Consider the following 22,143-nt stretch of genomic DNA (forward strand, 5'->3'; position numbering starts at 1 on the left):
CCACGCCGGCGCAGCGGTGGCACACGGAGCGGGTTCAGCACTCCTCGTCCGGGTCGTTCCGGTTCAGCTTCTCCAGGTACTCGTGGGCCAGGTCCGTGGCGCGGGTGAACCAGTCGGTGATGATCGCCAGTTCCTCCGCGGAGAAGTCGGTGAACAGGGCCGTCAGGCGCTTGTAGTGACCCGCGTACACCGCCTCGACGCGGGTGACGGCGTCCGGTACGGCGGCCACGCGGACCCGGCGGCGGTCCGTGGGGTCGGGGCGGCGGGTGACGTAGCCGGCGCGTTCCAGGCGGTTGAGGACGCCGGTCACCGCGCCCGTGGTGACGTGGGCGCGGGCCGCGAGGTCGCCCGCCGTCAGCAGGTCGTCGCCGGCCTCTAGCACGAAGCCGAAACAGGTCAGGTCGGTGACGGTCAGTCCCAGCCGCCGGGCCAGCTCCTGCTGTCCGATGAGGTGGGCGGCGATGAGGTGGTCCATCGCCGACAGCGCCTGGGCCGGGGTGGCGGGCGGGCGCGGCGTGCCGTGCATCTTTCGTAATCCCTTAGCTCGTGAGATATTCGGCGATGTAACTTCTTAGCCCGTAAGAGAACTGGTTTCGTCCCTGGAGGCGGCTCCATGAGTCTGTACGACGAGGGTCACACGATCGCCGGCTGGACCGGCTTCGGCATCGCGGCCGTGGGCAGCGCCGTGATCGGATGGGGGGTGTGCGCGGCCTCGTTGCCGCTGGCCGCCGGCGGGCTGGCCGTCACCGCGGTGAGCGTTCTGGTCACCTGGACCCTCCATCTGGCCGGCTGGGGCAAGCCGCCCGGGGTGCGGCCGCGCGGGCAGTGGGGGATGCGGGTCCGTGATCCGCAGGCCCGGGAGGGCCACGCGGGATGCGTCAGCTGCCGGCTCGCGGGGCGGGAGCGGCGGGCCGGGGTGCCGGCCCCGGCGGCGGAGACGATTCCTGCCGAATCGATCCCTCTGTCCCCTATCGAGTGAACGAGCTTTTTTCGAACGGCAGTTGGTTCTCGCCGACCCTAGCTTCCGGTGTGGAGGTGATGCTCGGTGAACGAGCGGAACGACACCCCGCCGGAACGGCCGACGGGGCGCGGGCAGGACGCGATCGACATCAACGACTTCGTGTTCGCGGCCACGGGGGCGCGGGTGCGGAGGCTGACGCTGCCGGACGGGGAGCACTGGTTTCCGGCGGCGGACGTGGCGGCACGGCTGGGCTACTCAAACACGCGTGACGCTCTCAAGTCGCACGTGGACCGGAGTTTGCAAAAGAGCCTCGGTGAGATTTCACAAGGCGTCGGTACAGCCGACACCTTGCGCAAACTGGCAGGTCACAGGCTTCAACGCTCGATGAAGATGGTGAACCTCAAGGGACTCATCCAGCTCGTCAACGGCTGCACCAAGCCAGAGTGCGCCCCCTTCAAGGCATGGGTGAGCGAGGTCATCGAGACCGTCCAGCGCGACGGTTCCTACAGCCTCGACCCCGCCCCCGTGCAACCCGCCCGGGACGGCACCACCGCCTACCTCATGCCCCGGGAGGTCGCCGACGCGATCGTGCGGCTGGAGGAGCGGAACATCCGGGCGGACGAGGAACTGGTGGTCGCGCAGGCCGAGCGGATCGAGCAGATGCGCCGGACGAACGAGTTGCTCGGCCGGACCGGTGACCGCCTCGGCCGCATCGACGACCGTCTGGGAAGCCTGACCGAACGCGTCGGCGGTGTGCACGACGTGCTCGGCCGGATCGCCGACGCGCTCGATCTCATCGCCGACCGGCTGCAGCCGCCGGGCACCGCGCAGCCCTCGATGACCCCCCGGCAACTCCTCGCGACCTGGCGGGCGAAGAACCTCGTCGTCACCGACGACGTGCACGCCGTGGCGGCGTATCTCGCCCCGGCGCTGGTGCGCGGGCCGGTGCACTGCCGGATGGAGGAGGTCGCGGACCGCACGGGGCTCACGCTCGACCGGGTCCATGACTGCGTGCGCATGCTGATCAAGCGGGGCTGCGTGCGGCAGACGGGAGTCGGGGCGGGCGGCGTGCCGGTGTTCGTGCTCGCGTAGGCCCGGCAGGGACAGCAGGAAGGCCCGAAGTCGCAAAACAAGGTTGCGGCTTCGGGCCTTCCGTCACCGTACACCCGCCTCCGCCGCCCCGGCCGCTGTCAGACCCACGCTCTACCCTCACGAGTGATGGCTGAGGTGTGGAAGTGCTCCGGGCTGCGCTGGCCGGCCGAGGGCGGCCCGGTGCTGGAGTGGGACGGCGGGCGGCGCAGTGCGCTGCCCCGGGGGAAGCGGGTCGCCTTCGCCGTGCCGGAGGGGGGTGTGCGCGGCTGCGTGGGGGCGCGGGGGAACGCGTGTGCGGTGCGGGCGGTCGTGCCGGGCAGGAGTACGGGGGCCCGGTGCGAGGAGTGCGCGCGGCTGGACCGGGCGCATTCCGTGGCCGCCGACACGCTCGCCGACGATCCACGCCCGTACCGGGTGTATCTGGCGTGGTTCGGTCCGGGGATGGTGAAGGTCGGGATCACCGCCCGGGAGCGCGGGCCGGCCCGGCTGCTGGAGCAGGGCGCCGTCTGTTTCAGCTGGCTCGGCACCGGTCCGCTGATGGCCGCGCGGCGCACCGAGGAGCTGCTGCGGGCCGCGCTGCGGGTGCCGGACCGGATTCCGTACGCCGAGAAGCGCGCGGTGCGGTCGGCGCTGCCCGCGACGGCGGAGGAGCGCGCCGCCGAGGTGCGGGACCTGCACGCCAGGGCCGTCGCCCTCACCGGGTGGCCGGAGTCCCTGCGGCCGGAGCCCTGCCGAGTCGTCGACCACGTAAGGGATTTCGGGATCGGCGGCGGGCCCGCGGCGTTCGGTGAGGTGGCGGAGCTCGTTCCGGGCGGGGGTGTCGCCGGTGAGCTGCTCGCCGTCGCCGGGCCGGATCTGCATCTGGCGGTCGGCGGGCGCGGGGCCGTCGTGCTGGACACCCGGCTGATGACCGGCTGGGAGCTGGTGGCGGCGGGGCCGGCGACCGATGGATGCACCTTTCCCGTAAGGGAGTTGAGGAGGCGGCCGGACGGTTTGTTCTGACGGGGTGCCGCCTGGGAGGCGCCTGTGTGTTTCTCAGGGAAATCACAGACTGTGGAAAGCGTCTTCTCAGAGGACGCCGACATGGTGTCCACCATGACCACGACCTCGCCCCAGGGGCGCACCGAACTGCTGAGGCCGGACGGGAGCCCCGTCCGAGTGCTTGTGGTGGACGACGAGCTGTCGATCACCGAACTGCTGAGCATGGCCCTTCGCTACGAGGGCTGGCAGATCAGGAGCGCGGGGGACGGGCAGGGAGCCGTCCAGGCGGCCCGTGAGTTCCGGCCGGACGCCGTCGTGCTCGACATGATGCTGCCGGACATGGACGGGCTGACCGTCCTCGGCCGGCTGCGGCGCGAACTGCCGGACGTGCCGGTCCTGTTCCTCACCGCCAAGGACGCGGTGGAGGACCGTATCGCCGGGCTCACCGCCGGTGGAGACGACTACGTCACCAAGCCGTTCAGCCTGGAGGAGGTCGTGGCGCGGCTGCGCGGGCTGATCCGCAGGTCCGGGGCGGCCGACCGGCGGTCCGACTCCGTGCTGGTCGTCGGCGACCTGACCCTGGACGAGGACAGCCACGAGGTGTCCCGGGCCGGGGAGTCCATCCACCTCACCGCCACCGAGTTCGAGCTGCTGCGCTTCCTCATGCGCAACCCCCGGCGGGTGCTGAGCAAGGCGCAGATCCTGGACCGCGTGTGGTCGTACGACTTCGGCGGGCAGGCCAACGTCGTGGAGCTGTACATCTCCTACCTGCGGCGGAAGATCGACGCCGGGCGGGAGCCGATGATCCACACCCGCCGTGGGGCCGGTTACCTGATCAAGCCCGCCGTGTCATGAGCGGGCGGCGACGGCCGGATCCGCAGCGACGGCAGCAGCGGCAGAAGCGACGGGTACGGCAGCCGTGCACCCTGCGGACCCGGCTCGTCGTCGCGTCGGTGACGCTGATCGCCGTGGTGTGCGCGGTGATCGGCACGGTGACCACGCTGGCGCTGCGCACGCATCTCTACGACCAGTTGGAGGGCAAGGTCACGGAGATCGCCATGCGCGCGGTCGGCCACATGCAGGAGCCGGGCGGCGCGGGGAGCCCGGGCGCGCCCTTGCTGCCCGGCACCACCACCCCGAGCAGCAAGGTGGAGAGCCTGCTGACGAAGGGGCCGACCCCGTTCGGCGCCGTCGCCGCCTACGTGCGGAACACCTCGATCACCAGCGCGGCCGTCGCCCGGCAGCAGAACGACGACAACGGCTTCTTCAAGCGGTCCCGGGCCGACAGCCTGAACACCGCGCAGCAGACGGCGCTCGACACGGTGCCCAAGGACGGCGAGGCGCACACCGTGGAGCTCCCCGGGCTCGGGGACTACCTCGTGATGTACAAGGCGAGCCGGGACAGCAGCGACGCCTTCTACGTCGGGCTGCCCACCCGGGACACCGACGACAACATCAACACCCTGATCCTGGTCGAGGTCAGTGTCACCGCCGCCGGTCTCGTCGCCGCCGCCGTCGCCGGCTCCGTACTCGTCGGCGTGGCCACCCGCCCGCTGCGCAGGGTCGCCGCCACCGCGACCCGGGTCTCCGAGCTGCCGCTGCACACCGGCGAGGTGCGGCTGAGCGAGCGGGTCCCGGAGGCGGAGTGCGATCCGCACACCGAGGTCGGCCGGGTCGGCGCCGCGCTCAACCGCATGCTGGACCACGTCCACGGCGCCCTGCACGCCCGGCAGCAGAGCGAGACACGGGTCCGGCAGTTCGTCGCCGACGCCAGCCACGAGCTGCGCACGCCGCTCGCCTCCATCCGCGGGTACGCGGAACTCACCCGGCGCGGACGGGAGCAGGTCGGACCCGACACCCGGCACGCGCTCGGCCGGATCGAGTCCGAGGCGGGACGGATGACCCTGCTGGTCGAGGACCTGCTGCTGCTCGCCAGGCTCGACGCCGGGCGCCCGCTCCAGTTCGAGCACACCGACCTGGTCCCCCTGGTCGTGGACACGGTCAGCGACTCCCGTGCGGCCGGCATGGACCACACCTGGCGGCTCGACCTGCCCGACGAACCGGCCCTGGTCTCGGCGGACGCGGCCCGGATCCAGCAGGTGCTGGTCAACCTGCTGGGCAACGCCCGCAAGCACACCCCGCCCGGTACGACCGTCACCGCGCGGGTGCAGCGGCGCGGCCCGTGGATGTGCGTCGACGTGGAGGACAACGGGCCGGGCATCCCGGCGGAGCTGCTGCCGCACGTCTTCGAGCGGTTCGCGCGCGGGGACTCCGCGCGGTCCCGGGCCACCGGGTCGACGGGGCTCGGGCTCGCCATCGTGCAGGCCGTGGCCGCCGCGCACGGCGGTGCGGTGACCGTGGACAGCGTGCCGGGGCGGACGGTGTTCACCGTGCACCTGCCCGCGCTCGGCCCGGCCGTTCCCCGGCCGGAGCCCGCGATGGACTGGCAGTCGCACTCACAGGCACAGCACAGTGCCACCACATGGGTGCGACAGGGCGCCTGACGAAAGTCGGTGCCATGCGAACCGACTCTTCTCCCGGCACCCTGCCGGCGCGGGAGCACCTCCCGGCCGGAGACGCCGGAACGCCTGTCCTGGACGTAGTGGTCCCCGTCTACAACGAGGAGGAGGACCTCCAGCCGTGCGTCCGCAGACTGCACGAGCACCTCGCGCGCACCTTCCCGTACGCGTTCCGCATCACCATCGCGGACAACGCGTCCACGGACACCACCCCGCTGGTGGCGGCGCGGCTGGAGGCGGAGATCCCCGAGGTCACCAGCTTCCGCCTGGAACAGAAGGGCCGGGGGCGGGCCCTGCGGACCGTGTGGTCCGCGTCCGAGGCGCCGATCCTCGCCTACATGGACGTGGACCTGTCCACCGACCTCAACGCCCTGCTGCCGCTGGTGGCGCCGCTCATCTCCGGTCACTCCGACCTGGCGATCGGCTCCCGGCTCACCCGCGCCTCCCGGGTCGTACGCGGCCCGAAGCGGGAGTTCATCAGCCGGGCCTACAACCTGATCCTGCGCGGTTCGCTCCAGGCCCGCTTCTCGGACGCGCAGTGCGGGTTCAAGGCGATCCGGCGCGATGTGGCGCAGGTGCTGCTGCCGCTGGTGGAGGACACCGGCTGGTTCTTCGACACCGAGATGCTGGTGCTGGCCGAGCGGGCGGGGCTGCGGATCCACGAGGTGCCGGTCGACTGGGTCGACGATCCGGACTCCACCGTGCACCTCGTGAAGACGGCCACCGACGACCTCAGGGGCGTGTGGCGGGTCGGCAGGGCCCTGGCCACCGGTTCGCTGCCGCTGGACCGGCTGACCCGGCCCTTCGGTGACGACCCGCGCGACCGCGAACTGACCGACGTGCCCAAGGGGCTGGCCCGCCAGCTGGTCGGTTTCTGCGTGGTCGGCGTCCTGTCCACGCTGTTCTACCTGCTGCTGTACAGCGTCTTCCGGCAGTTCTGCGGCTCCCAGCTCGCCAACGCGCCGGCGCTGCTGGTCTCGGCCGTCGCCAACACGGCCGCCAACCGCCGGCTCACCTTCGGCGTGCGCGGCCGGGGCGGCGCGGTACGGCACCAGGCGCAGGGCCTGGTCGTCTTCGGGATCGGCCTGGCGCTGACCAGCGGTTCCCTCGCCGCCCTGGGCGCGGCCACCGACAGCCCGGCGCACTCGACCGAGCTGGCGGTGCTCATCGCGGCCAACCTCGCGGCCACCGTGCTGCGGTTCCTGCTCTTCCGCGCCTGGGTCTTCCCGGACCGCAGGGAGGCCGCCCCCGCCGCCCCCTGCACGGCTGCCGCGCACACCCCGGCCGGCCCGGCGCACCGCACGCCGGACCCGTACGCACCGCTGTCGCAGCGCCCGGTGCCGTACCAGCGGTCGCACGAGAACGGCGGCCGGTGGGGTGCCGGTGACGCGACCGTGCGGTTGCAGCCGGTACGCCCTGACGACACCGACCCGGAGGACGCCCGATGACCAGTACGACCGTCTGGGGACCGCCCCCGGCCGCACCCTCACGGGCCCCCGGGGCCGGCCGGCCCCGGCAGCCGTTCCCGCGCCGTCTGTGGCGCGGCCGGCCCGAGGACCCCCGCTGGGCCCGCCCGGCCCTCCTCGGCCTGCTGGCCGCCACCCTCCTGCTGTACCTGTACGACCTGAGCGCCTCCGGCTACGCCAACTCCTTCTACTCGGCGGCCGTCCAGGCGGGCAGCACGTCCTGGAAGGCGTTCTTCTTCGGTTCGCTGGACGCGGGCAACGCCATCACCGTCGACAAGCCCCCGGCCTCGCTGTGGCCGATGGAGCTGTCGGTGCGGATCTTCGGTCTCCGCTCCTGGGCGATCCTGGCGCCCGAGGTGCTGATGGGCGTGGCGACCGTCGCCGTCGTGTACGCGGCCGTGCGCCGCCGGTTCAGCCCGGTGGCCGGTCTGATCGCGGGTGCGGTGCTCGCGCTCACCCCGGTCGCGGCGCTGATGTTCCGGTTCAACAACCCGGACGCCATGCTGGCGCTGCTGATGTCCGCGGCCTGCTACCTGGTCGTCCGCGCGGTGGAGGACGGCCGTACGAAGTGGCTGGTGTGGGCCGGGGTCGCGATCGGTTTCGCGTTCCTCGCCAAGACGCTCCAGGCGTTCCTGATCCTGCCGCCGCTGGCGGTCGTGTACGCGGTGTGCGCCCCCGTCCCGTTGAGGAAGCGGTTCGGGCAGCTGGCCGCGGCGACGCTCGCGCTGGTGGTCTCCGGCGGCTGGTGGGTGGCGGTCGTCGAGCTGTGGCCGGCCTCGTCCCGCCCGTACATCGGCGGTTCGCAGAACAACAGCTTCCTGGAGCTGACCTTCGGCTACAACGGTCTCGGCCGGCTCAACGGCGAGGAGACCGGCAGCGTGGGCGGCGGTGGCGGCGGGGGCGGCACCGGCATGTGGGGTGAGACCGGCTGGGACCGGATGTTCAACTCCGAGGTCGGCGGCCAGATCTCGTGGCTCCTGCCCTCCGCCCTGATCCTGCTCGCCGCCGGCCTGGTGGCCACCCGCAGGCTGCGCAGGACGTCCGTCACCCGGGCCTCGTTCCTGGTCTGGGGCGGCTCGCTGCTGACGACCATGGTGGTCTTCAGCTACATGGCGGGCATCTTCCACCAGTACTACACGGTGGCCCTCGCCCCCTACCTCGCCGCCGTCGTCGGCATGGGCGCCGGTCTGCTGTGGGAGCGGCGGCGGGCGCCGTGGGCGTCGATCGCCCTCGCCGCGTCCGTGGTCGCGGCGGCGGCCTGGGGGTACGTCCTCCTCAACCGCACCCCGGACTACCTCCCGTGGCTGAAGTGGCCGGTGCTGGTCGGCGGGCTGACCGCCGCGCTCGGCCTGGTCTTCGCCGGCCGGCTCACCCGGCGGCCGGCCCTCGGGGCGGCGGCCGCCGGTCTCGTGGCCGCGCTGGCCGGACCGACGGCGTACACCCTGAGCACCCTTCAGGAGGGCCACACCGGCTCGATCGTCACGGCCGGCCCGGCGGGCGCGAGCGTGATGGGCGGCCGGGGCGGTGGTCCCGGCGGCGGTGGCGGTATGCGGGGCGGCTTCGGCGGCGCGACGCCCGGGCAGCAGGGCCGGCAGGGGCAGCAGGGGCAGCAGGGGCAGCAGGGTCAGCAGGGCGGGCAGAGTCCGCAGGGCGACGGTTTCCCGGGTGCCGGTGGCTTCGGGGGCGGCATGCCGGGGCAGAACGGTCAGCGGAACGGCGGACAGGGCCGGCAGAACGGCAACGGCTTCGGGTTCCCGGGTGGTGGTCGTGTGGGCGAGGGCGGCAGGGGCGGTGGCGCCGGTGGCGTCGGCGGCCTGCTGAACGGGGCGAGCGTGTCGTCCGAGGCGAAGAGGCTGCTGGAGCGGGACGCCGGGAAGTACACCTGGGCCGCCGCGTCCGTCGGCTCCCAGAACGCGGCCGGCTACCAGCTCGCCACGGGTGAACCGGTCATGGCGATCGGCGGCTTCAACGGCACCGACCCCTCCCCGACGCTCGCCCGGTTCAAGAAGTACGTCGAGGAAGGGAAGATCCACTACTTCATCGCCGGCGGCGGCATGGGCGGCGGCGACAGCGGGACCGCCTCCGCGATCAGCTCGTGGGTGCAGAGCACCTTCAAGAAGGTGACGGTGGGGTCGGCGACCTTCTACGACCTCACGCGGAAGGCCTGAGCCCCCGTCCGGAGGGCCTGGCCGGAAAGTGTGTTGTACACCGTATAGCAGCCGCTATACGGTGTACGGCATGTCCACACCCGCTCCCGCCCGCCAAGGCCACCCCCAACGCTGGCTGATCCTCGGCGTCATCTGTCTCGCACAACTCACCGTCGTGCTCGACAACACCGTCCTGAACGTGGCCATCCCCTCGCTCACCCGCGAGCTGCACGCGAAGACCTCCGACATCCAGTGGATGATCAACGCGTACTCCCTGGTCCAGTCCGGCCTGCTGCTCAGCGCGGGCAGCGCCGCGGACCGCTACGGCCGCAAGAAGATGCTGAGCGCCGGGCTCGCCCTGTTCGGTGCGGGGTCGCTGGTGGCCGGACTCGCCGGCAGCACCGGCCAGCTCATCGCCGCGCGGGCCGGCATGGGCATCGGCGGCGCCCTGCTGATGACCACCACGCTGGCCGTGGCGATGCAGATCTTCTCCCCCGAGGAGCAGCCGAAGGCGATCGGCATCTGGAGCGCGGTCAACGCGCTCGGCTTCGCCGGCGGCCCGCTGATCGGCGGTTTCGTGCTCGACCACTTCTGGTGGGGCGCGATCTTCCTGATCAACCTGCCGGTCGCGGTGCTGGCCCTGGTCGCGGTGGTCGTCCTCGTCCCCGAGTCGAAGAACCCGCGCGGCGACCGGCCGGACCTGCCGGGCGCGGTGCTGTCCACCATCGGCATGGCCTCGCTCGTCTACGCGATCATCTCCGGGCCGGGGCACGGCTGGACGTCGGGGCGGGTGCTGGGCACAGCGGCCGTCGCGGTGCTCGTGCTGGGCGCCTTCGCCTGGTGGGAGAGCAGGGTCGACGTGCCGATGCTCGACATGCACTTCTTCCGGGACCGGCGCTTCACGGGTGCGGTCGCCGGGGCCGTGCTCATCGTGTTCGGCATGGGCGGCGCGCTGTTCCTGCTGACGCAGCACCTCCAGTTCGTGCTCGGCTACGAGCCGTTGGAGGCCGGGCTGCGGACCGCTCCGCTGGCGCTGACGGTGGTCGTGCTCAACTTCAGCGGGCTGTCGGCGAAGTGGTCGACGCGGCTGGGCACGCCGGTGTCGATCGCGCTGGGGATGGTGTGCATGGCCGGTGGCCTGGTGTCCATCGCGGAGGTGGACAAGGGCGGCTACGCGGGGACGCTGCTCGGGCTGCTGCTGATCGGCGCCGGGTGCGCGGTGGCGAACCCGGCGATGGCGCACGCCATCATGAGCGCGATCCCTCCGGAGAAGGCCGGTGTCGGGGCCGGGATCAACGGCACGCTGGCGGAGTTCGGGAACGGGCTCGGTGTCGCCGTCCTGGGGGCCGTGCTCAGCTCTTCCGTGGCGTCGGGGGAGTCGTTCTCCGCCGGGCTGGGCACCGGGCAACTGGTCGGGGCCGTCGCGGTGCTGCTGGGCGGGTTCGTGGCGGCGGGGCTGTTGCGGCGGGCGGAGAGGGTGTCCGTCGGACAGCTCTAAGGTGGGGACGGTGGCCGGTATCGAGAAAGGTGCGCCGGTGACGAAGCAGGCAGGCCGGTCGGCGCGGGACAGCGTGTGGCGGGAGGGCAGGCCCCGCCGCGGGGGTCGCAGCGGGCAGCCGTCCGGGCTGGACCGGGAACGGATCACCGAGGCGTCGGTGCGGCTGCTGGACGCCGACGGGCTCGCCAAGTTCTCCATGCGGCGGCTGGCGGCCGAGCTGAACGTCACCGCGATGTCCCTGTACTGGTACGTCGACACCAAGGACGACCTGCTCGAACTCGCCCTGGACGCGGCCTTCGCCGAGCTGCGGCTGCCCGACCCGGAGAACGCGGACGAGGACTGGCGGGAGCAGCTGAGGACGCTGGCCACGGAGTACCGGCAGCTGCTGTTCCGGCACCCGTGGCTGTCCCCGCTGGCCGGCCGCTTCCTCAACATCGGCCCGAACGCGCTCGCGTTCTCCCGGGTGGTCCAGCGGGTCGTCCGCCGGGCGGGGCTGCCCGCGCACGGGGTGACCGGGGCGATCTCGGCCGTCTTCCAGTTCGTCTACGGCTTCGGGACGATCGAGGGGCACTTCTTCGCCCGGATCGCGGACACCGGGCTGAGCCCCGACGAGTACTTCGAGCAGGCCATGGCCGTCGTGGACGAGGTGCCGGGGTCCGGTGAGGTCATGAAGGAGTCCAAGGACCTGATGGCGGCGCGCGGCGGTGACACGGTGGCCGAGATGCTGGACCGCGACTTCGCCTTCGCCCTGGACCTGCTGGTCGCCGGGATCGAGGCGATGGTCGCCCGCGGCTGACCACCGTCCCGCCACCGGCCGCACCGGGCGCCGTCGGCCGGCCCGGTGCGCGGGGTCGTCAGCCGGCCGGGTGCGAGGCGTCGTCAGTCGCCGGTGGCCAGCCGGGACGGGAAGCCGCCGGTGGCCACCGGGCCCCACCGTTCGGGTGTCACCCGGATGATGGACTTGCCCTGCTTCACCATCGCCTGACGGTACTCGTCCCAGTCGGGGTGTTCGCCGGCGATGTTGCGGTAGTACTCGACCAGGGGTTCCACGGAGTCGGGGGTGTCGACGACCTCGGCCGTGCCGTCGATCTGGACCCAGGGACCGTTCCAGTCGTCGCTCAGGACGACCAGGCTGACCCGGGGGTCCCGCTTGGCGTTGCGGGTCTTGGCCCGCTCCGGGTAGGTGGAGACGACGATCCGGCCGGAGTCGTCCACCCCGCAGGTCAGCGGCGACGCCTGCGGGGAGCCGTCGGCCCGGCGGGTGATCAGCAGGGCGCGGTGGCGGGGTCGTACGAAGTCCAGCAGCTCGTCCAGCGACACACGGGTGTTGGTAGCGATGTTCGGTGCCATGGCAGCACCCTAGGGGCAGCGGCGGCCCCTGCGGGTGACCCTGCCGTGCCTACGCCTGGGGGAGTGAGTCCCCCTGGACCGCCTGGATGTCCAGCTCGACCTTCAGCGTGGTGCCGATGGCCGCGATGCCCGCCTGGAGGACCTGGTTGTAGTTCATCGCGAAGTCCTCGCGGTGCAGTTCGGCGGTGGCCCGGAACGCGGCGCGCGTGCCGCCCCAGGGGTCGGCGCCGGTGCCGAGGTAGGCCAGGTCGAGGTCGACCGGTCGTACGACCCCGTGCATGGACAGCTCGCCGTGGACCGTCCAGCGGTCCGAGCCGGCCGCCGTCACACCGGTGGAGCGGTACGTGATCTCCGGATGCCGCTCCACGTCGAGGAAGTCCCCGGACTTCAGGTGCGCGTCGCGCATGCCGTTGCCCGTGTCGATGGACGCGGCCCTGATCACCGCCTCGACCCGGGACTTGGTGACGTCGTCGGGAGCGATCTCGATCGTGCCGCCGAACTCCGTGAACCGGCCGTGCACGCTGGAGATCCCCAGGTGCTGGGCGACCGCGGCGACGGAGGAGTGCACCGGGTCGATGGTCCAGGGCCCGGGCGGCGGCAGTTCGGTGCCGCCCTGCCGGGCCAGTGTCACCGTGCCGACCTCGGCCCGGCCGCTCGCGGTGACGATCGCGCTGGACGCGGCCGGTGCGTAGCCCACGGCGGTCACGATCACGGTGTACGCGCCCGGTGCCAGCTCGGTGACGTCCCGTACGGCCCCCTCGGCGTCCGCCTCGGCCCGCAGCACCTGCGTCCCGGTCATGTCGGTCACCGTGACGACCGCGTGCGACACGGCCCACCCGTCCCGCGTACGGATCTTCGCGGTCAGTCCCATCCCGTTTTCTCCCTGCAAAGTCTTACAAATTGGTCGTATGAGACCGGCCCGTGGCGGGCGCCCTCCGCTCAGGGCGCGCCGCCACGGGCCGGGGTGCGGGCTACTCGCCGGGGTGGGCGAGTTCGATGTCGTGGCCGTCGACGCCGGGACCGGACACGGTCAGCGCGGTGGCCACCGGCGGGTAACCGGTCGCGATGACGGTGTACTCGCCGCCGTCCAGGTCGGTGAAGGCGTACGCCCCGTCCGCACCGGTGGTGGCGGTGCCGACCACGTTGCCCGCCTGGTCGACGAGGGTCACGCGGGCGTCGGCCAGCGGGCCGTGCGGGGCCCGGACGACGCCCTGGAGCCGGGCGCCGGCGTCCAGGTCGACCTCGACGCGGGTGACGCCGGTGGTGCCGACCTCGACCGGCAGGGCGCGCGGCCGGAAGCCGCTCGCGTTGACCGCGACGGTCACCGTGCCCGGCACCAGGTCGGTGAGGGCGAAGTCGCCCTGCTCGCCGGTGGCGGCGGTGGCCAGCAGGTCACCGCGCACGTCGGTGACGATCACCATCGCGTCCTTGACCGGCAGCGCGCTCCCGGCGGCCCGGACCACACCGGTCAGCCCGCTGGTGCCGCTGAGCAGGATGTCGTACGACAGCGGTTCCCCGCCCACCACGATGGTGGAGGCCTGCGGCTGGTAGCCGTCGGCGGAGGCGATCAGGACGTACGACCCGGTGCCGGGGGCATCGAGGTGGTAGGAGCCGTCGGCCTGGGCGACCGAGCGGCCCAGCTGGCGGCCGGACAGCGAGATCAGCGTGACCGCGGCCTGCGGGACCGGGGCGCTCTCGGCGCCGCGGACGTAGCCGTGCACCGGGGTGCCGCCGGTGGTGCCGGGCTCGGCGACCGTGGCGACGGCGCCGAGCTGCGTGGCCGCGGTGGCCGAGGTGCCGTCCTCGCCGAGGACGGGGGCGGCCCAGGCGGGCACCTGCTGCGGGGCCGGAGCCTCGCCGGCCGTCTCGGCGGCGGCCGGGGCCTGGGCCTCGGCGACGGCCGGCGCGGCGGCCGGGTCGGTCACGGGGGCCTCGCCCTCGGCGGCCTGGGCGAGCGCGCCCTTGGTCTTCAGCGGGACCTCCTTGATGAACAGCGTGATCAGGAAGGCGACGCCGGCGAGGCAGGCCGCGATCAGGAAGACGTCGGCGATGCCGTGGCCGTAGGAGCTCTCCATCAGCGTCCGGATGGGCGCCGGGAGCTTGTCCATGTCCGGGATGCTGTCGGTCGAGCCCGAGCTGTGCGCCAGCGCGGCCTGGTACTTCGGGCTCAGCGCGGAGACGCCGTCCTCGACGTAGTGGGTGATCCGGCGGGACATCACGGCACCCAGCGCGGAGACGCCGACCGCACCGCCGAGGGAGCGGAAGAAGGTGACCGTGGAGCTGGCCGAGCCGAGGTCGGAGGGCGCCACCTGGTTCTGCGTGGCGAGCACCAGGTTCTGCATCATCATGCCGATGCCGAGACCCAGCAGGGCCATGAAGATGGCCATCTTCCAGTAGTCGGTGTCGTACCGGATGCCGCCCAGCAGGGCCAGGCCGGCCGTGACCAGGACGCCACCGCTGACCAGCCACGCCTTCCAGCGGCCGGTGCGGGTGATGAGCTGACCGGAGACGGTCGAGGAGACGAACAGACCACCGATCATCGGGATGGTCATGACGCCGGACATGGTCGGCGACTTGTCGCGGGCCAGCTGGAAGTACTGGCTGAAGAACACGGTGCCGGTGAACATCGCGACACCGACGAACAGCGAGGCCAGCGAGGCCAGGGTGATGGTGCGGTTCCTGAACAGGCGCAGCGGGATGATCGGCTCGCTCGCCTTGGACTCGATGAGCACGAAGAGCGCGCCGAGGACGATCGAACCGCCGACCATCGCGTAGGTCTGCCAGGACACCCAGTCGTACTTGTCACCGGCGAAGGTGACCCAGATCAGCAGCAGGGAGACGGCGGCGGAGATGAAGAGCGCGCCGGCCCAGTCGACCTTGACCTCCCGCTTGACCACGGGCAGGTGCAGGGTCTTCTGCAGCACGATCAGGGCGATGACCGCGAAGGGGACACCGACGTAGAAGCACCAGCGCCAGCCCAGCCAGGAGGTGTCGGTGATGACACCGCCGAGCAGCGGGCCGCCGACGGTGGCGACGGCGAAGGTGGCACCCAGGTAGCCGGAGTACCGGCCGCGCTCACGCGGGGAGATCATCGCGGCCATGACGATCTGCGCCAGGGCGGACAGACCGCCGACGCCGATGCCCTGGAAGACCCGGAAGGTGATGAGCATGCCCGGGTTCTGCGACAGGCCGGCCGCCATCGAGGCGACCACGTAGATGACCAGGGCTATCTGGACGAGCGCCTTCTTGCTGTACAGGTCGGCGAGCTTGCCCCACAGGGGAGTGGCCGCGGTCATCGACAGCAGGGCCGCGGTGACCACCCAGGTGTAGGCGGACTGGCCGCCACCGAGGTCGCCGATGATCTCCGGGAGGGCGTTGGAGACGATCGTGGACGACAGGATCGCCACGAACATGCCGAGCAGCAGCCCGGACAGGGCCTCCATGATCTGCCGGTGCGTCATCGGGGCGTCGCCGTGGGAGCCTCCCCCGTGCTTGGCGTGAGCCCGCACACCGGCTGGTGTGGTCGTTGCCATGGGCTTCCTTCTCTTACGTGCTTGCGGGTGTACGGGTGGTCTCTTCGGATACGGGTGCGGGGAGCCGGAGCGGGGCCGAGCGGCAGTCGCCGAAGGACGCGCGCAGGCGTGTCATCAGCCGGATCAGCTCGCCGACGTCCTCGTCGGTCCAGTCCGCGAGCCGCTCGGCGAGCAGATGCGTGGTCCGCCGGGACAGCTCGTCGAGCCGGTCCAGGCCCGCGGGCGTCAGGCGCAGGATGCGCGAGCGCTTGTCCGCGGGGTCCGGGTGCCGCTCGATCCAGCCGCGTGCGGCGACGTGCGCGACATGCCGGCTGGTGACCGACATGTCCACGGCGAGCAGCTCCGCGAGCTTGCTCATGCGCATGTCGCCGTGGCGGCCGAGCAGGGTCAGCACGGCGGCGGATCCGGCCGGGCAGTCGGGTGGCAGGATCCGCCCCATGTCCCGTTTCACGGCTCCGACGGCACTGAGCTGACGCGCCAGCTCTTCGAACTGCGTCCGCTCGGCCATCACACCTCCCGTATCGTTGCTTAGGGCAACCATAAGCCTGCTTGGTTGCTGCAGGCAAACAAATCGGGTGGGGGTGGCGCAAAAACTTGGCAAAGGCAAGTATTGCGATCGTAAATATGCAGGTGAGTGCGGGTGTCGTGCCCCCGTCTGTCCCGGTGGCCCCGCACTTGGGTCGCCCGGCGGGATTCGCTAGGGTCTCGGGGCATGGCTAACACCCAGGGCCCCCAGGGCAATTACGACCCCGCAGGCAGCACCCAGATGTTCCGCGCGTTCGTCGACGAGGCCCCCCAGGGGCGGCAGCAGCAGGCGGCCTCCTCCGGCCCCCGGGTCGGTCTGATCATCGGCGTCATCGTGGCGCTCGCGGTGGTCGCCGGCGTCGCCTGGCTGGCGGTGAAGTAGGGCTCAGGCCCACTCGACGGAGACGTCCCGCGTCTCGATGTGCATGCCGAGCGGCACCCTCCAGGCATCGACGCACACCGTCCACGCGGGGCTCCGGCGTGCCCCCGGCGCCAGGGGCACCGGCAGTTCCACGGTCGACTCGACCGTCCCCCAGTCGACGCCGAGCGCGCCGATGATGTGCGTCCCGAACGTCACCGACCCCGACCGCACCGCCGTACCGCCCGCGTTGCGGAAGCCGACGGTCACCTTCTGGCACCAGCGCTCGCCGGTGTCCTCGGTCGCCGGGTCGCCCCAGGAGAGGTCGGCGGGCGCCGGCGCGGGCGTCGTACGGCTCGGCGCGGGGCTCGGTGAGGCGGCGGGCGGTGTCGTACGACCGCCCGGGCCGCCACGGGGTCGCGGGGTGCCCCAGGTCGTCTCCCCGGTCGGCGCCGGAGCCGGTGCCGACGCCGTTTCCGATGCCGAGGGCGGCGGTGATGCCGGCCCGGCCGAACGGGGGGTGCCGGGGTGGGCCGGTGTCGCGGGGCCGGCCCCGCGCGGCCGCCGGTCGAGTGGCACCAGGGTCACCGACCCGGACGGCGCCACGGCCCTCGGACCGCCCTGGCCCGCGCCGACCGCGGTGTAACCACCGCCCGGACCGCCGCCCCCGCACGCGACCAGCACCCCGCCCAGACAGACGACGGCCGCCGACACCGCTGTGAGCATCCCGGTACGCAGCATCCGCTCATGGTGACTGACGCTGCGTCAGATGAGAACCCCGGTGCGGCCCCGTGCCCCCGAAGGGGCGCGGGGCCGTGTCGGTGTGCCGCTGCGCCGAGCGGGTGCGACCGGCCACGACGGACCCGCGGCCGCCGGACGGCGTGACGCGGTGCTCCCGAAGGCGTCGCCCCTCGGCGGAGCGCCTAGTCGGAGATCAGCCCGTCCCGCAACTGCGCCAGCGTCCGGGTCAGCAGCCGGGAGACGTGCATCTGGGAGATGCCGACCTCCTCGCCGATCTGTGACTGGGTCATGTTGGCGAAGAAGCGCAGCATGATGATCCGCCGTTCCCGGGGCGGGAGTTTGGCCAGCAGCGGCTTGAGGGACTCGCGGTACTCCACGCCCTCCAGGGCCGCGTCCTCGTAGCCGAGCCGGTCGGCGAGCGAGCCCTCGCCGCCGTCGTCCTCGGGGGCCGGCGAGTCGAGGGAGGAGGCGGTGTAGGCGTTGCCGACCGCGAGGCCGTCGACCACGTCCTCCTCGGAGACGCCGAGCACGGCGGCCAGCTCCGTCACCGTGGGGGAGCGGTCCAGCTTCTGCGACAGCTCGTCGCTGGCCTTGGTGAGGGCCAGGCGCAGCTCCTGGAGCCGGCGCGGGACCCGCACGGACCACGAGGTGTCGCGGAAGAACCGCTTGATCTCGCCGACCACGGTGGGCATCGCGAAGGTCGGGAACTCCACGCCCCGTTCGCAGTCGAACCGGTCGATCGCCTTGATCAGGCCGATGGTGCCGACCTGGACGATGTCCTCCATCGGTTCGTTGCGCGAGCGGAACCGCGCCGCCGCGTAGCGGACCAGCGGCAGGTTCAGCTCGATCAGGGTGTCCCGGACGTAGGCCCGCTCGGGGCTGTCCTGGTCCAGCGCGGCCAGGCGCAGGAACAGTGAGCGGGACAGGGTCCGGGTGTCGAGGTTCGCCGTGGCCTGAGCGGCCGGGACAGCTTCGGCGGCCGTGTCGGCGGCCGGGGACGGCACGGCTTCGAGGGCCGTGACACCCTCGAAGCCGTCGAGGACGTCGAGAGCGTCGAGCTCCTTGGGCGCTGCCTCGCTCAGCGTGGGCGTCAGCACCTTCGAGCTGCCCTGGTCTGCGGACATGCCACCCCCTTTGGGTCGCGGGACGGTCGCGGCGGCGCCGTCTCTTTCCGAGCAACGCAGCCCTCACCTGAATACCGGAGCCGGAGCCACGGCAAACGCGCTTCCCGCAGAATGTCACATGTCGGCAACGCGCTGTACCGACATGTCGACATGTGAGATCCGAATCGCCCCTGGAAACAAAGGGTCTGACGGTCTTTCGGGGGCCAACTGTCGGCAACCGCCCTGGTGAGCGAATCGCTCGCGCCGGTTACCGCTCGATCGGGTTTGCGATGCAGTGGCGTTCGGGCCGTGCTTCCGTGCGCCCGCTATGCATCAGGAGACAGGGTGTCTGCTGCCGCTATGCGTCGATCCGATTTGCGGAACGCAGCCGTTGGAAGCTACGGGCGAGCAGCCGTGAGACATGCATCTGGGAGACGCCGAGTTCCGCGCTGATCTGTGACTGGGTGAGATTGCTGTAGTAGCGCAGAAGAAGGATTCGCTGTTCTCTCTCGGGGAGCTGGACGAGGAGATGGCGGACCAGGTCGCGGTGTTCCACGCCGTCCAGTGCCGGGTCCTCGTAGCCGATCCGGTCCAGCAGGCCGGGCAGCCCGTCGCCCTCCTGGGCGGCCTCCAGCGAGGTGGCGTGGTACGACCGTCCCGCCTCGATGCAGCTGAGCACCTCGTCCTCGCTGATCCGGAGCCGGTCGGCGATCTCGGCGGTGGACGGGGAGCGGCCGTAGAGCGTGGTCAGGTCCTCGGTCGCGCTGTTGACCTGCACCCACAGCTCGTGCAGCCGGCGCGGGACGTGGACGGTGCGGACGTTGTCCCGGAAGTACCGCTTGATCTCGCCGACCACGGTGGGCATCGCGAAGGTCGGGAACTGCACGCCCCGGTCCGGGTCGAAGCGGTCGATGGCGTTGATCAGGCCGATGGTGCCGACCTGGACGACGTCCTCCATCGGCTCGTTGCGGGAGCGGAAGCGGGCGGCGGCGTAGCGCACGAGCGGGAGGTTCGCCTCGATCAGCGCTCCCCGCACCCGGTTGTGCTCCGGCGTGCCGGGGGTGAGTTCCTTCAGCTCGGCGAAGAGCACCTGGGTCAGGGCCCGGGTGTCGGCGCCGCGGCGCTTCTCGGGGGCCGGCGGGGTCGGAGTGGGCGCCTCTTCCTGGGGCGGCGCAGTACTGGCCGACACGGTCAACGCCACCTCTTCATCGGTCAATCATCCGTCAAAAGCGGTCATAGCATCACAAGACATGTGCACTGTGTGCAAGCACCCAATAACCCCGTGTTGTGTTCAAACTCCGATGATTTGGGGTAGCAGTGGCGAAAAAGCGACCAGCCGACGCCCCGCCGGAACGACAGAGCCCCCCGCCGGAGGGCGGGGGGCTGCTGTGTTCGCGGGGGTGCGGGGCTACCGGCCGTCGGTCTCGTAGTCGGCGATCACCCAGGTGGAGAACTCGCGCCAGAGCGCGACGCCCGCCTGGTGGGCCGGGTGCTCCAGGTAGCGCTGGAGGGCGTCGGCGTCCTCGACTGCCGAGTTGATCGCGAAGTCGTAGGCGATCGGCCGGTCGCTGATGTTCCAGGCGCACTCCCAGAAGCGCAGCTCCTCGATCCGGCCGCCGAGCGCCCGGAAGGCCTCCACGCCCGCCACGACCCGGGGATCGTCGCGCTCGACACCCTCGTTGAGCTTGAAGAGGACCAGGTGGCGGATCATGGGGTGTACCTCAGCTCTTTCCTCCGTTGGCGACCCAGGTCATGAAGTCGCCGACGGCCTTGGCCGCGTCCGATATGCCCTCGAAGCCTATCTGGACGTAGTCGGCCGCCTTGGCCGGGTCCGTGATGATCACGTACAGCGCGAAGACCACGAGCACGTACACGGCGATCTTCTTGGCGTTCACCGCCACCGCGGCCTCCCCTGTGCCATTGCCCCGAGGGCCCCCTGCTGCCGGCCGCGAGTGTAACCTCCGGACCTCCTCGCGGGGCCGACAGCCCGCCGCGGCCGGGGTGTTGTGTCCGGAACACGCGAAAGGCCCCGCCGGTCGGCGGGGCCTTTCTGCAAGCGGTAGCGGAGGGATTTGAACCCTCGGTGACTTGCGCCACACTCGCTTTCGAGGCGAGCTCCTTCGGCCGCTCGGACACGCTACCGAGGGAGACCTTACAGCACGGTGGCCCGAGGTTTGAAATCGGTATTCACCGGTTCCGGAAGAACTCCGTGAGGAGGCGGGCGCAGTCCGTCGCGAGCACGCCCTCGATGACCTCCGGGCGGTGGTTGAGCCGCCGGTCGCGCACCACGTCCCACAGGGAGCCGGTCGCGCCCGCCTTCTCGTCCCGGGCGCCGTAGACCACCCGGTCCACCCGGGACTGGACGAGGGCGCCCGCGCACATCGTGCAGGGCTCCAGGGTCACGACCAGCGTGCAGCCGGTCAGCCGCCACTCCCCGAGCCGGGCCGCCGCCCGCCGGATCGCGAGGACCTCCGCGTGGGCCGTGGGATCGCCGGTGGCCTCGCGCTCGTTGTGCCCGGCACCGAGCACCGTCGTACCGTCCGGGGACAGCACGACGGCGCCGACGGGGACGTCCCCGCCCCGGACGGCCAGCTCGGCCTCCGTGAGGGCGAGCCGCATCGCGGCCCGCCAGGGGTCCCTCACCGGGTCCGGCGCGCCCTGCTGCGGCAGCTGCTCCGGGAGCCGTTCCGGGAGCAGCGGGTCCTGTGGCGTGGTCAGCGGACGGTCTCCAGCACCTCCGAGGCGCCCAGGGCCTCGGCGATCGTGTTCAGCGCGTCCTCGGCGTCCAGGGCGCGCAGCTCCTTCTCGCTGATGCCCAGGTCGTCCAGGATCTGGCTGTCGCCCACCGGGCTGTGCGGCACCGCGTCGGCGTCGGCGCCCTCCTCCTCGTCGTCCTCGGACTCCCCGTCCTCGGTGCCGTCGAGGTCCAGGGCGTCCAGGTCCGGACCTTCGTCCGAGCCGGGCTCCCGGCCGAGCAGTTCGTCGGTGAGCAGCAGCTCCCCGTAGGCGCTGCGCTGGGCGGCGGCGGCGTCCGAGACGTAGATGCGAGGGTCGTCCTCGCCGTCCACGCGGACGACGCCGAACCAGGCGTCCTCCTGCTCGATCAGGACGAGCACCGTGTCCTCGTCGGGAGAGGCTTCCCGGGCCAGGTCGGCCAGATCCGACAGGGTCTCCACATCGTCGAGCTCCGTGTCGCTCGCTTCCCACCCGTCTTCGGTGCGCGCGAGCAGTGCGGCGAAGTACACCGTGACTCTCCCACTGGTCATAGGCGTGCCGGTTGGGGGTCCCCCCGGCGGAGGTACATGGGCGGAGAGAGCTGGGCTCCGAGCCCCACCCACTCGGAATCGTGGCAGAAACAAGGCGTCCAGGGGACGTCTTCGGCTCCCTGTGTCTGGCTGTTTCGATCGTGGATCCGAGATCGGCTCACCAGCGCGCTCATTGCCGCCACCTGCGGATCGTACGCGGCTTTCCCTCAGGCTCACGCACGCCCCACCTCGCCGACACCGGTGCCGTCGGGGAACTTCCGCGGCGCGGCGGCGGCCCGCCGGGCGGGCCGGAGCTACCAGCGGAACGTCCGCATGCGCATCGCGTGGCGCAGCCGGGCGGCCTTGGCGCGCCGGGGCTGGACCCGGGCGCGCAGCTCCCGGGCCTCGGCGAGATCGCGCAGGAACTGGGCGCGGCGTCGCCGGCGTTCCGTCTCGGTCTCGGGCTTGTCGGGGTCGGGCCGCGCGGACCGCGCGGCGGGGCCGGCCCTGTCACCGGTGGCCCCGGAGGCGTCCGCGGGCGGGTCTGGCAGGTCGGACACGTCGCACCACCCCACTCACGTCCCCTCCCACTTTCCCCCGGATGGCCGGTTTGACGCCAGCACG

The 22,143-nt window shown here is 72.0% G+C and carries 23 protein-coding genes and 1 tRNA gene; 10 read left to right on the forward strand and 14 right to left on the reverse strand.

All coding sequences use genetic code 11. The annotated features are described in order from the left end of the window. Positions 1 to 34: 34 nt before the first annotated feature. Positions 35 to 526, reverse strand: a complete 492-nt coding sequence (locus IEZ20_RS10595) for a MarR family winged helix-turn-helix transcriptional regulator (RefSeq protein WP_189296814.1) — start codon at positions 524 to 526, stop codon at positions 35 to 37. A gap of 87 nt (positions 527 to 613) precedes the next feature. Between IEZ20_RS10595 and IEZ20_RS10600 the strand changes: the two genes are divergently transcribed. The 9 genes from IEZ20_RS10600 to IEZ20_RS10640 all read left to right on the forward strand — a co-directional run bounded on the left by IEZ20_RS10600 (position 614) and on the right by IEZ20_RS10640 (position 11,460). Then, positions 614 to 979: an HGxxPAAW family protein gene (locus IEZ20_RS10600; RefSeq protein ID WP_189296816.1), complete on the forward strand. Its 366-nt coding sequence runs from the start codon at positions 614 to 616 to the stop codon at positions 977 to 979. Between the two features lie 216 nt (positions 980 to 1,195). After that, entirely contained in the window at positions 1,196 to 2,053 is an 858-nt protein-coding gene (locus IEZ20_RS10605; RefSeq protein ID WP_229896014.1) for a BRO-N domain-containing protein, read from the forward strand. 126 nt (positions 2,054 to 2,179) lie between these two features. Further along, positions 2,180 to 3,055, forward strand: a complete 876-nt coding sequence (locus IEZ20_RS10610; protein WP_189296820.1) for a DUF2797 domain-containing protein — start codon at positions 2,180 to 2,182, stop codon at positions 3,053 to 3,055. A gap of 93 nt (positions 3,056 to 3,148) precedes the next feature. Next, positions 3,149 to 3,889: a response regulator transcription factor gene (locus IEZ20_RS10615; RefSeq protein ID WP_305809402.1), complete on the forward strand. Its 741-nt coding sequence runs from the start codon at positions 3,149 to 3,151 to the stop codon at positions 3,887 to 3,889. After that, positions 3,886 to 5,538: a sensor histidine kinase gene (locus tag IEZ20_RS10620; RefSeq protein WP_189296821.1), complete on the forward strand. Its 1,653-nt coding sequence runs from the start codon at positions 3,886 to 3,888 to the stop codon at positions 5,536 to 5,538. Before IEZ20_RS10615 ends, IEZ20_RS10620 begins: the two co-directional genes overlap by 4 nt. Before the next feature lie 14 nt (positions 5,539 to 5,552). Continuing rightward, positions 5,553 to 7,001, forward strand: a complete 1,449-nt coding sequence (locus tag IEZ20_RS10625; protein ID WP_189296823.1) for a bifunctional glycosyltransferase family 2/GtrA family protein — start codon at positions 5,553 to 5,555, stop codon at positions 6,999 to 7,001. Then, entirely contained in the window at positions 6,998 to 9,187 is a 2,190-nt protein-coding gene (locus tag IEZ20_RS10630) for an ArnT family glycosyltransferase (RefSeq protein WP_189296825.1), read from the forward strand. The genes IEZ20_RS10625 and IEZ20_RS10630 overlap by 4 nt, the downstream gene beginning before the upstream one ends. Before the next feature lie 70 nt (positions 9,188 to 9,257). Next, positions 9,258 to 10,664: an MFS transporter gene (locus IEZ20_RS10635; RefSeq protein ID WP_229896005.1), complete on the forward strand. Its 1,407-nt coding sequence runs from the start codon at positions 9,258 to 9,260 to the stop codon at positions 10,662 to 10,664. A gap of 37 nt (positions 10,665 to 10,701) precedes the next feature. Further along, on the forward strand, positions 10,702 to 11,460 hold the full coding sequence (locus IEZ20_RS10640) for a TetR/AcrR family transcriptional regulator (RefSeq protein ID WP_229896006.1): 759 nt from the start codon (positions 10,702 to 10,704) through the stop codon (positions 11,458 to 11,460). Positions 11,461 to 11,543: 83 nt separating this feature from the next. Here IEZ20_RS10640 and IEZ20_RS10645 read toward each other — a convergent pair whose 3' ends face one another. From IEZ20_RS10645 to IEZ20_RS10660, 4 genes are all read right to left on the reverse strand, one after another. Beyond that, complete coding sequence (locus tag IEZ20_RS10645) at positions 11,544 to 12,014, reverse strand: PPOX class F420-dependent oxidoreductase (protein WP_189296829.1); 471 nt, start codon at positions 12,012 to 12,014, stop codon at positions 11,544 to 11,546. A gap of 49 nt (positions 12,015 to 12,063) precedes the next feature. Further along, on the reverse strand, positions 12,064 to 12,885 hold the full coding sequence (locus tag IEZ20_RS10650; protein ID WP_189296831.1) for a YceI family protein: 822 nt from the start codon (positions 12,883 to 12,885) through the stop codon (positions 12,064 to 12,066). A gap of 100 nt (positions 12,886 to 12,985) precedes the next feature. After that, entirely contained in the window at positions 12,986 to 15,475 is a 2,490-nt protein-coding gene (locus tag IEZ20_RS10655; RefSeq protein ID WP_506004954.1) for an MFS transporter, read from the reverse strand. A gap of 85 nt (positions 15,476 to 15,560) precedes the next feature. Further along, on the reverse strand, positions 15,561 to 16,055 hold the full coding sequence (locus tag IEZ20_RS10660; RefSeq protein ID WP_189296835.1) for a MarR family winged helix-turn-helix transcriptional regulator: 495 nt from the start codon (positions 16,053 to 16,055) through the stop codon (positions 15,561 to 15,563). Between the two features lie 204 nt (positions 16,056 to 16,259). Here IEZ20_RS10660 and IEZ20_RS10665 point away from each other — a divergent pair, with 204 nt between their 5' ends. Beyond that, positions 16,260 to 16,454 carry a hypothetical protein gene (locus tag IEZ20_RS10665; protein WP_189296837.1) on the forward strand — a complete coding sequence of 65 codons (195 nt, stop codon included), beginning with the start codon at positions 16,260 to 16,262 and terminating at the stop codon, positions 16,452 to 16,454. A gap of 3 nt (positions 16,455 to 16,457) precedes the next feature. Here the strand turns inward: IEZ20_RS10665 and IEZ20_RS10670 are convergent, their stop codons facing one another. From IEZ20_RS10670 to IEZ20_RS10710, 9 genes are all read right to left on the reverse strand, one after another. After that, complete coding sequence (locus IEZ20_RS10670; protein WP_189296839.1) at positions 16,458 to 17,171, reverse strand: hypothetical protein; 714 nt, start codon at positions 17,169 to 17,171, stop codon at positions 16,458 to 16,460. 182 nt (positions 17,172 to 17,353) lie between these two features. Next, entirely contained in the window at positions 17,354 to 18,295 is a 942-nt protein-coding gene (locus IEZ20_RS10675) for an RNA polymerase sigma factor SigF (RefSeq protein WP_189296841.1), read from the reverse strand. A gap of 337 nt (positions 18,296 to 18,632) precedes the next feature. Continuing rightward, positions 18,633 to 19,469 carry an RNA polymerase sigma factor SigF gene (locus tag IEZ20_RS10680; protein ID WP_229896015.1) on the reverse strand — a complete coding sequence of 279 codons (837 nt, stop codon included), beginning with the start codon at positions 19,467 to 19,469 and terminating at the stop codon, positions 18,633 to 18,635. A gap of 213 nt (positions 19,470 to 19,682) precedes the next feature. After that, positions 19,683 to 19,985: a Dabb family protein gene (locus IEZ20_RS10685; RefSeq protein WP_189296845.1), complete on the reverse strand. Its 303-nt coding sequence runs from the start codon at positions 19,983 to 19,985 to the stop codon at positions 19,683 to 19,685. A 10-nt stretch (positions 19,986 to 19,995) separates the two neighbouring features. Continuing rightward, a complete protein-coding gene (locus IEZ20_RS10690; RefSeq protein ID WP_189296847.1) occupies positions 19,996 to 20,175 on the reverse strand; it encodes a hypothetical protein in 180 nt (59 codons plus the stop codon). A 156-nt stretch (positions 20,176 to 20,331) separates the two neighbouring features. After that, a tRNA-Ser gene (locus IEZ20_RS10695) sits at positions 20,332 to 20,416 on the reverse strand. 45 nt (positions 20,417 to 20,461) lie between these two features. Then, positions 20,462 to 20,893: a tRNA adenosine(34) deaminase TadA gene (gene tadA / locus IEZ20_RS10700; protein WP_229896016.1), complete on the reverse strand. Its 432-nt coding sequence runs from the start codon at positions 20,891 to 20,893 to the stop codon at positions 20,462 to 20,464. Positions 20,894 to 20,988: 95 nt separating this feature from the next. Continuing rightward, entirely contained in the window at positions 20,989 to 21,519 is a 531-nt protein-coding gene (locus IEZ20_RS10705) for a tRNA adenosine deaminase-associated protein (protein ID WP_189297061.1), read from the reverse strand. Between the two features lie 314 nt (positions 21,520 to 21,833). Next, the gene (locus tag IEZ20_RS10710; RefSeq protein ID WP_189296851.1) at positions 21,834 to 22,079 is read right to left on the reverse strand and encodes a hypothetical protein; all 246 of its coding nucleotides are present in this window, start codon (positions 22,077 to 22,079) and stop codon (positions 21,834 to 21,836) included. Positions 22,080 to 22,143 lie beyond the last annotated feature (64 nt).

The organism is Streptomyces cinerochromogenes (assembly GCF_014648635.1).
GTDB classification, from domain to species: domain Bacteria; phylum Actinomycetota; class Actinomycetes; order Streptomycetales; family Streptomycetaceae; genus Streptomyces; species Streptomyces cinerochromogenes.

What these genes read in the sequence shown, in the direction of transcription:
- IEZ20_RS10595 (WP_189296814.1), bottom strand. Translation starts at nt 526, where the DNA reads ATGCACGGCACGCCGCGCCCGCCCGCCACCCCGGCCCAGGCGCTGTCG.
- IEZ20_RS10600 (WP_189296816.1), top strand. Translation starts at nt 614, where the DNA reads ATGAGTCTGTACGACGAGGGTCACACGATCGCCGGCTGGACCGGCTTC.
- IEZ20_RS10610 (WP_189296820.1), top strand. Translation starts at nt 2,180, where the DNA reads ATGGCTGAGGTGTGGAAGTGCTCCGGGCTGCGCTGGCCGGCCGAGGGC.
- IEZ20_RS10615 (WP_305809402.1), top strand. Translation starts at nt 3,149, where the DNA reads ATGACCACGACCTCGCCCCAGGGGCGCACCGAACTGCTGAGGCCGGAC.
- IEZ20_RS10620 (WP_189296821.1), top strand. Translation starts at nt 3,886, where the DNA reads ATGAGCGGGCGGCGACGGCCGGATCCGCAGCGACGGCAGCAGCGGCAG.
- IEZ20_RS10625 (WP_189296823.1), top strand. Translation starts at nt 5,553, where the DNA reads ATGCGAACCGACTCTTCTCCCGGCACCCTGCCGGCGCGGGAGCACCTC.
- IEZ20_RS10630 (WP_189296825.1), top strand. Translation starts at nt 6,998, where the DNA reads ATGACCAGTACGACCGTCTGGGGACCGCCCCCGGCCGCACCCTCACGG.
- IEZ20_RS10635 (WP_229896005.1), top strand. Translation starts at nt 9,258, where the DNA reads ATGTCCACACCCGCTCCCGCCCGCCAAGGCCACCCCCAACGCTGGCTG.
- IEZ20_RS10645 (WP_189296829.1), bottom strand. Translation starts at nt 12,014, where the DNA reads ATGGCACCGAACATCGCTACCAACACCCGTGTGTCGCTGGACGAGCTG.
- IEZ20_RS10650 (WP_189296831.1), bottom strand. Translation starts at nt 12,885, where the DNA reads ATGGGACTGACCGCGAAGATCCGTACGCGGGACGGGTGGGCCGTGTCG.
- IEZ20_RS10655 (WP_506004954.1), bottom strand. Translation starts at nt 15,475, where the DNA reads ATGACGCACCGGCAGATCATGGAGGCCCTGTCCGGGCTGCTGCTCGGC.
- IEZ20_RS10660 (WP_189296835.1), bottom strand. Translation starts at nt 16,055, where the DNA reads ATGGCCGAGCGGACGCAGTTCGAAGAGCTGGCGCGTCAGCTCAGTGCC.
- IEZ20_RS10665 (WP_189296837.1), top strand. Translation starts at nt 16,260, where the DNA reads ATGGCTAACACCCAGGGCCCCCAGGGCAATTACGACCCCGCAGGCAGC.
- IEZ20_RS10670 (WP_189296839.1), bottom strand. Translation starts at nt 17,171, where the DNA reads ATGCTGCGTACCGGGATGCTCACAGCGGTGTCGGCGGCCGTCGTCTGT.
- IEZ20_RS10675 (WP_189296841.1), bottom strand. Translation starts at nt 18,295, where the DNA reads ATGTCCGCAGACCAGGGCAGCTCGAAGGTGCTGACGCCCACGCTGAGC.
- IEZ20_RS10685 (WP_189296845.1), bottom strand. Translation starts at nt 19,985, where the DNA reads ATGATCCGCCACCTGGTCCTCTTCAAGCTCAACGAGGGTGTCGAGCGC.
- tadA (WP_229896016.1), bottom strand. Translation starts at nt 20,893, where the DNA reads ATGCGGCTCGCCCTCACGGAGGCCGAGCTGGCCGTCCGGGGCGGGGAC.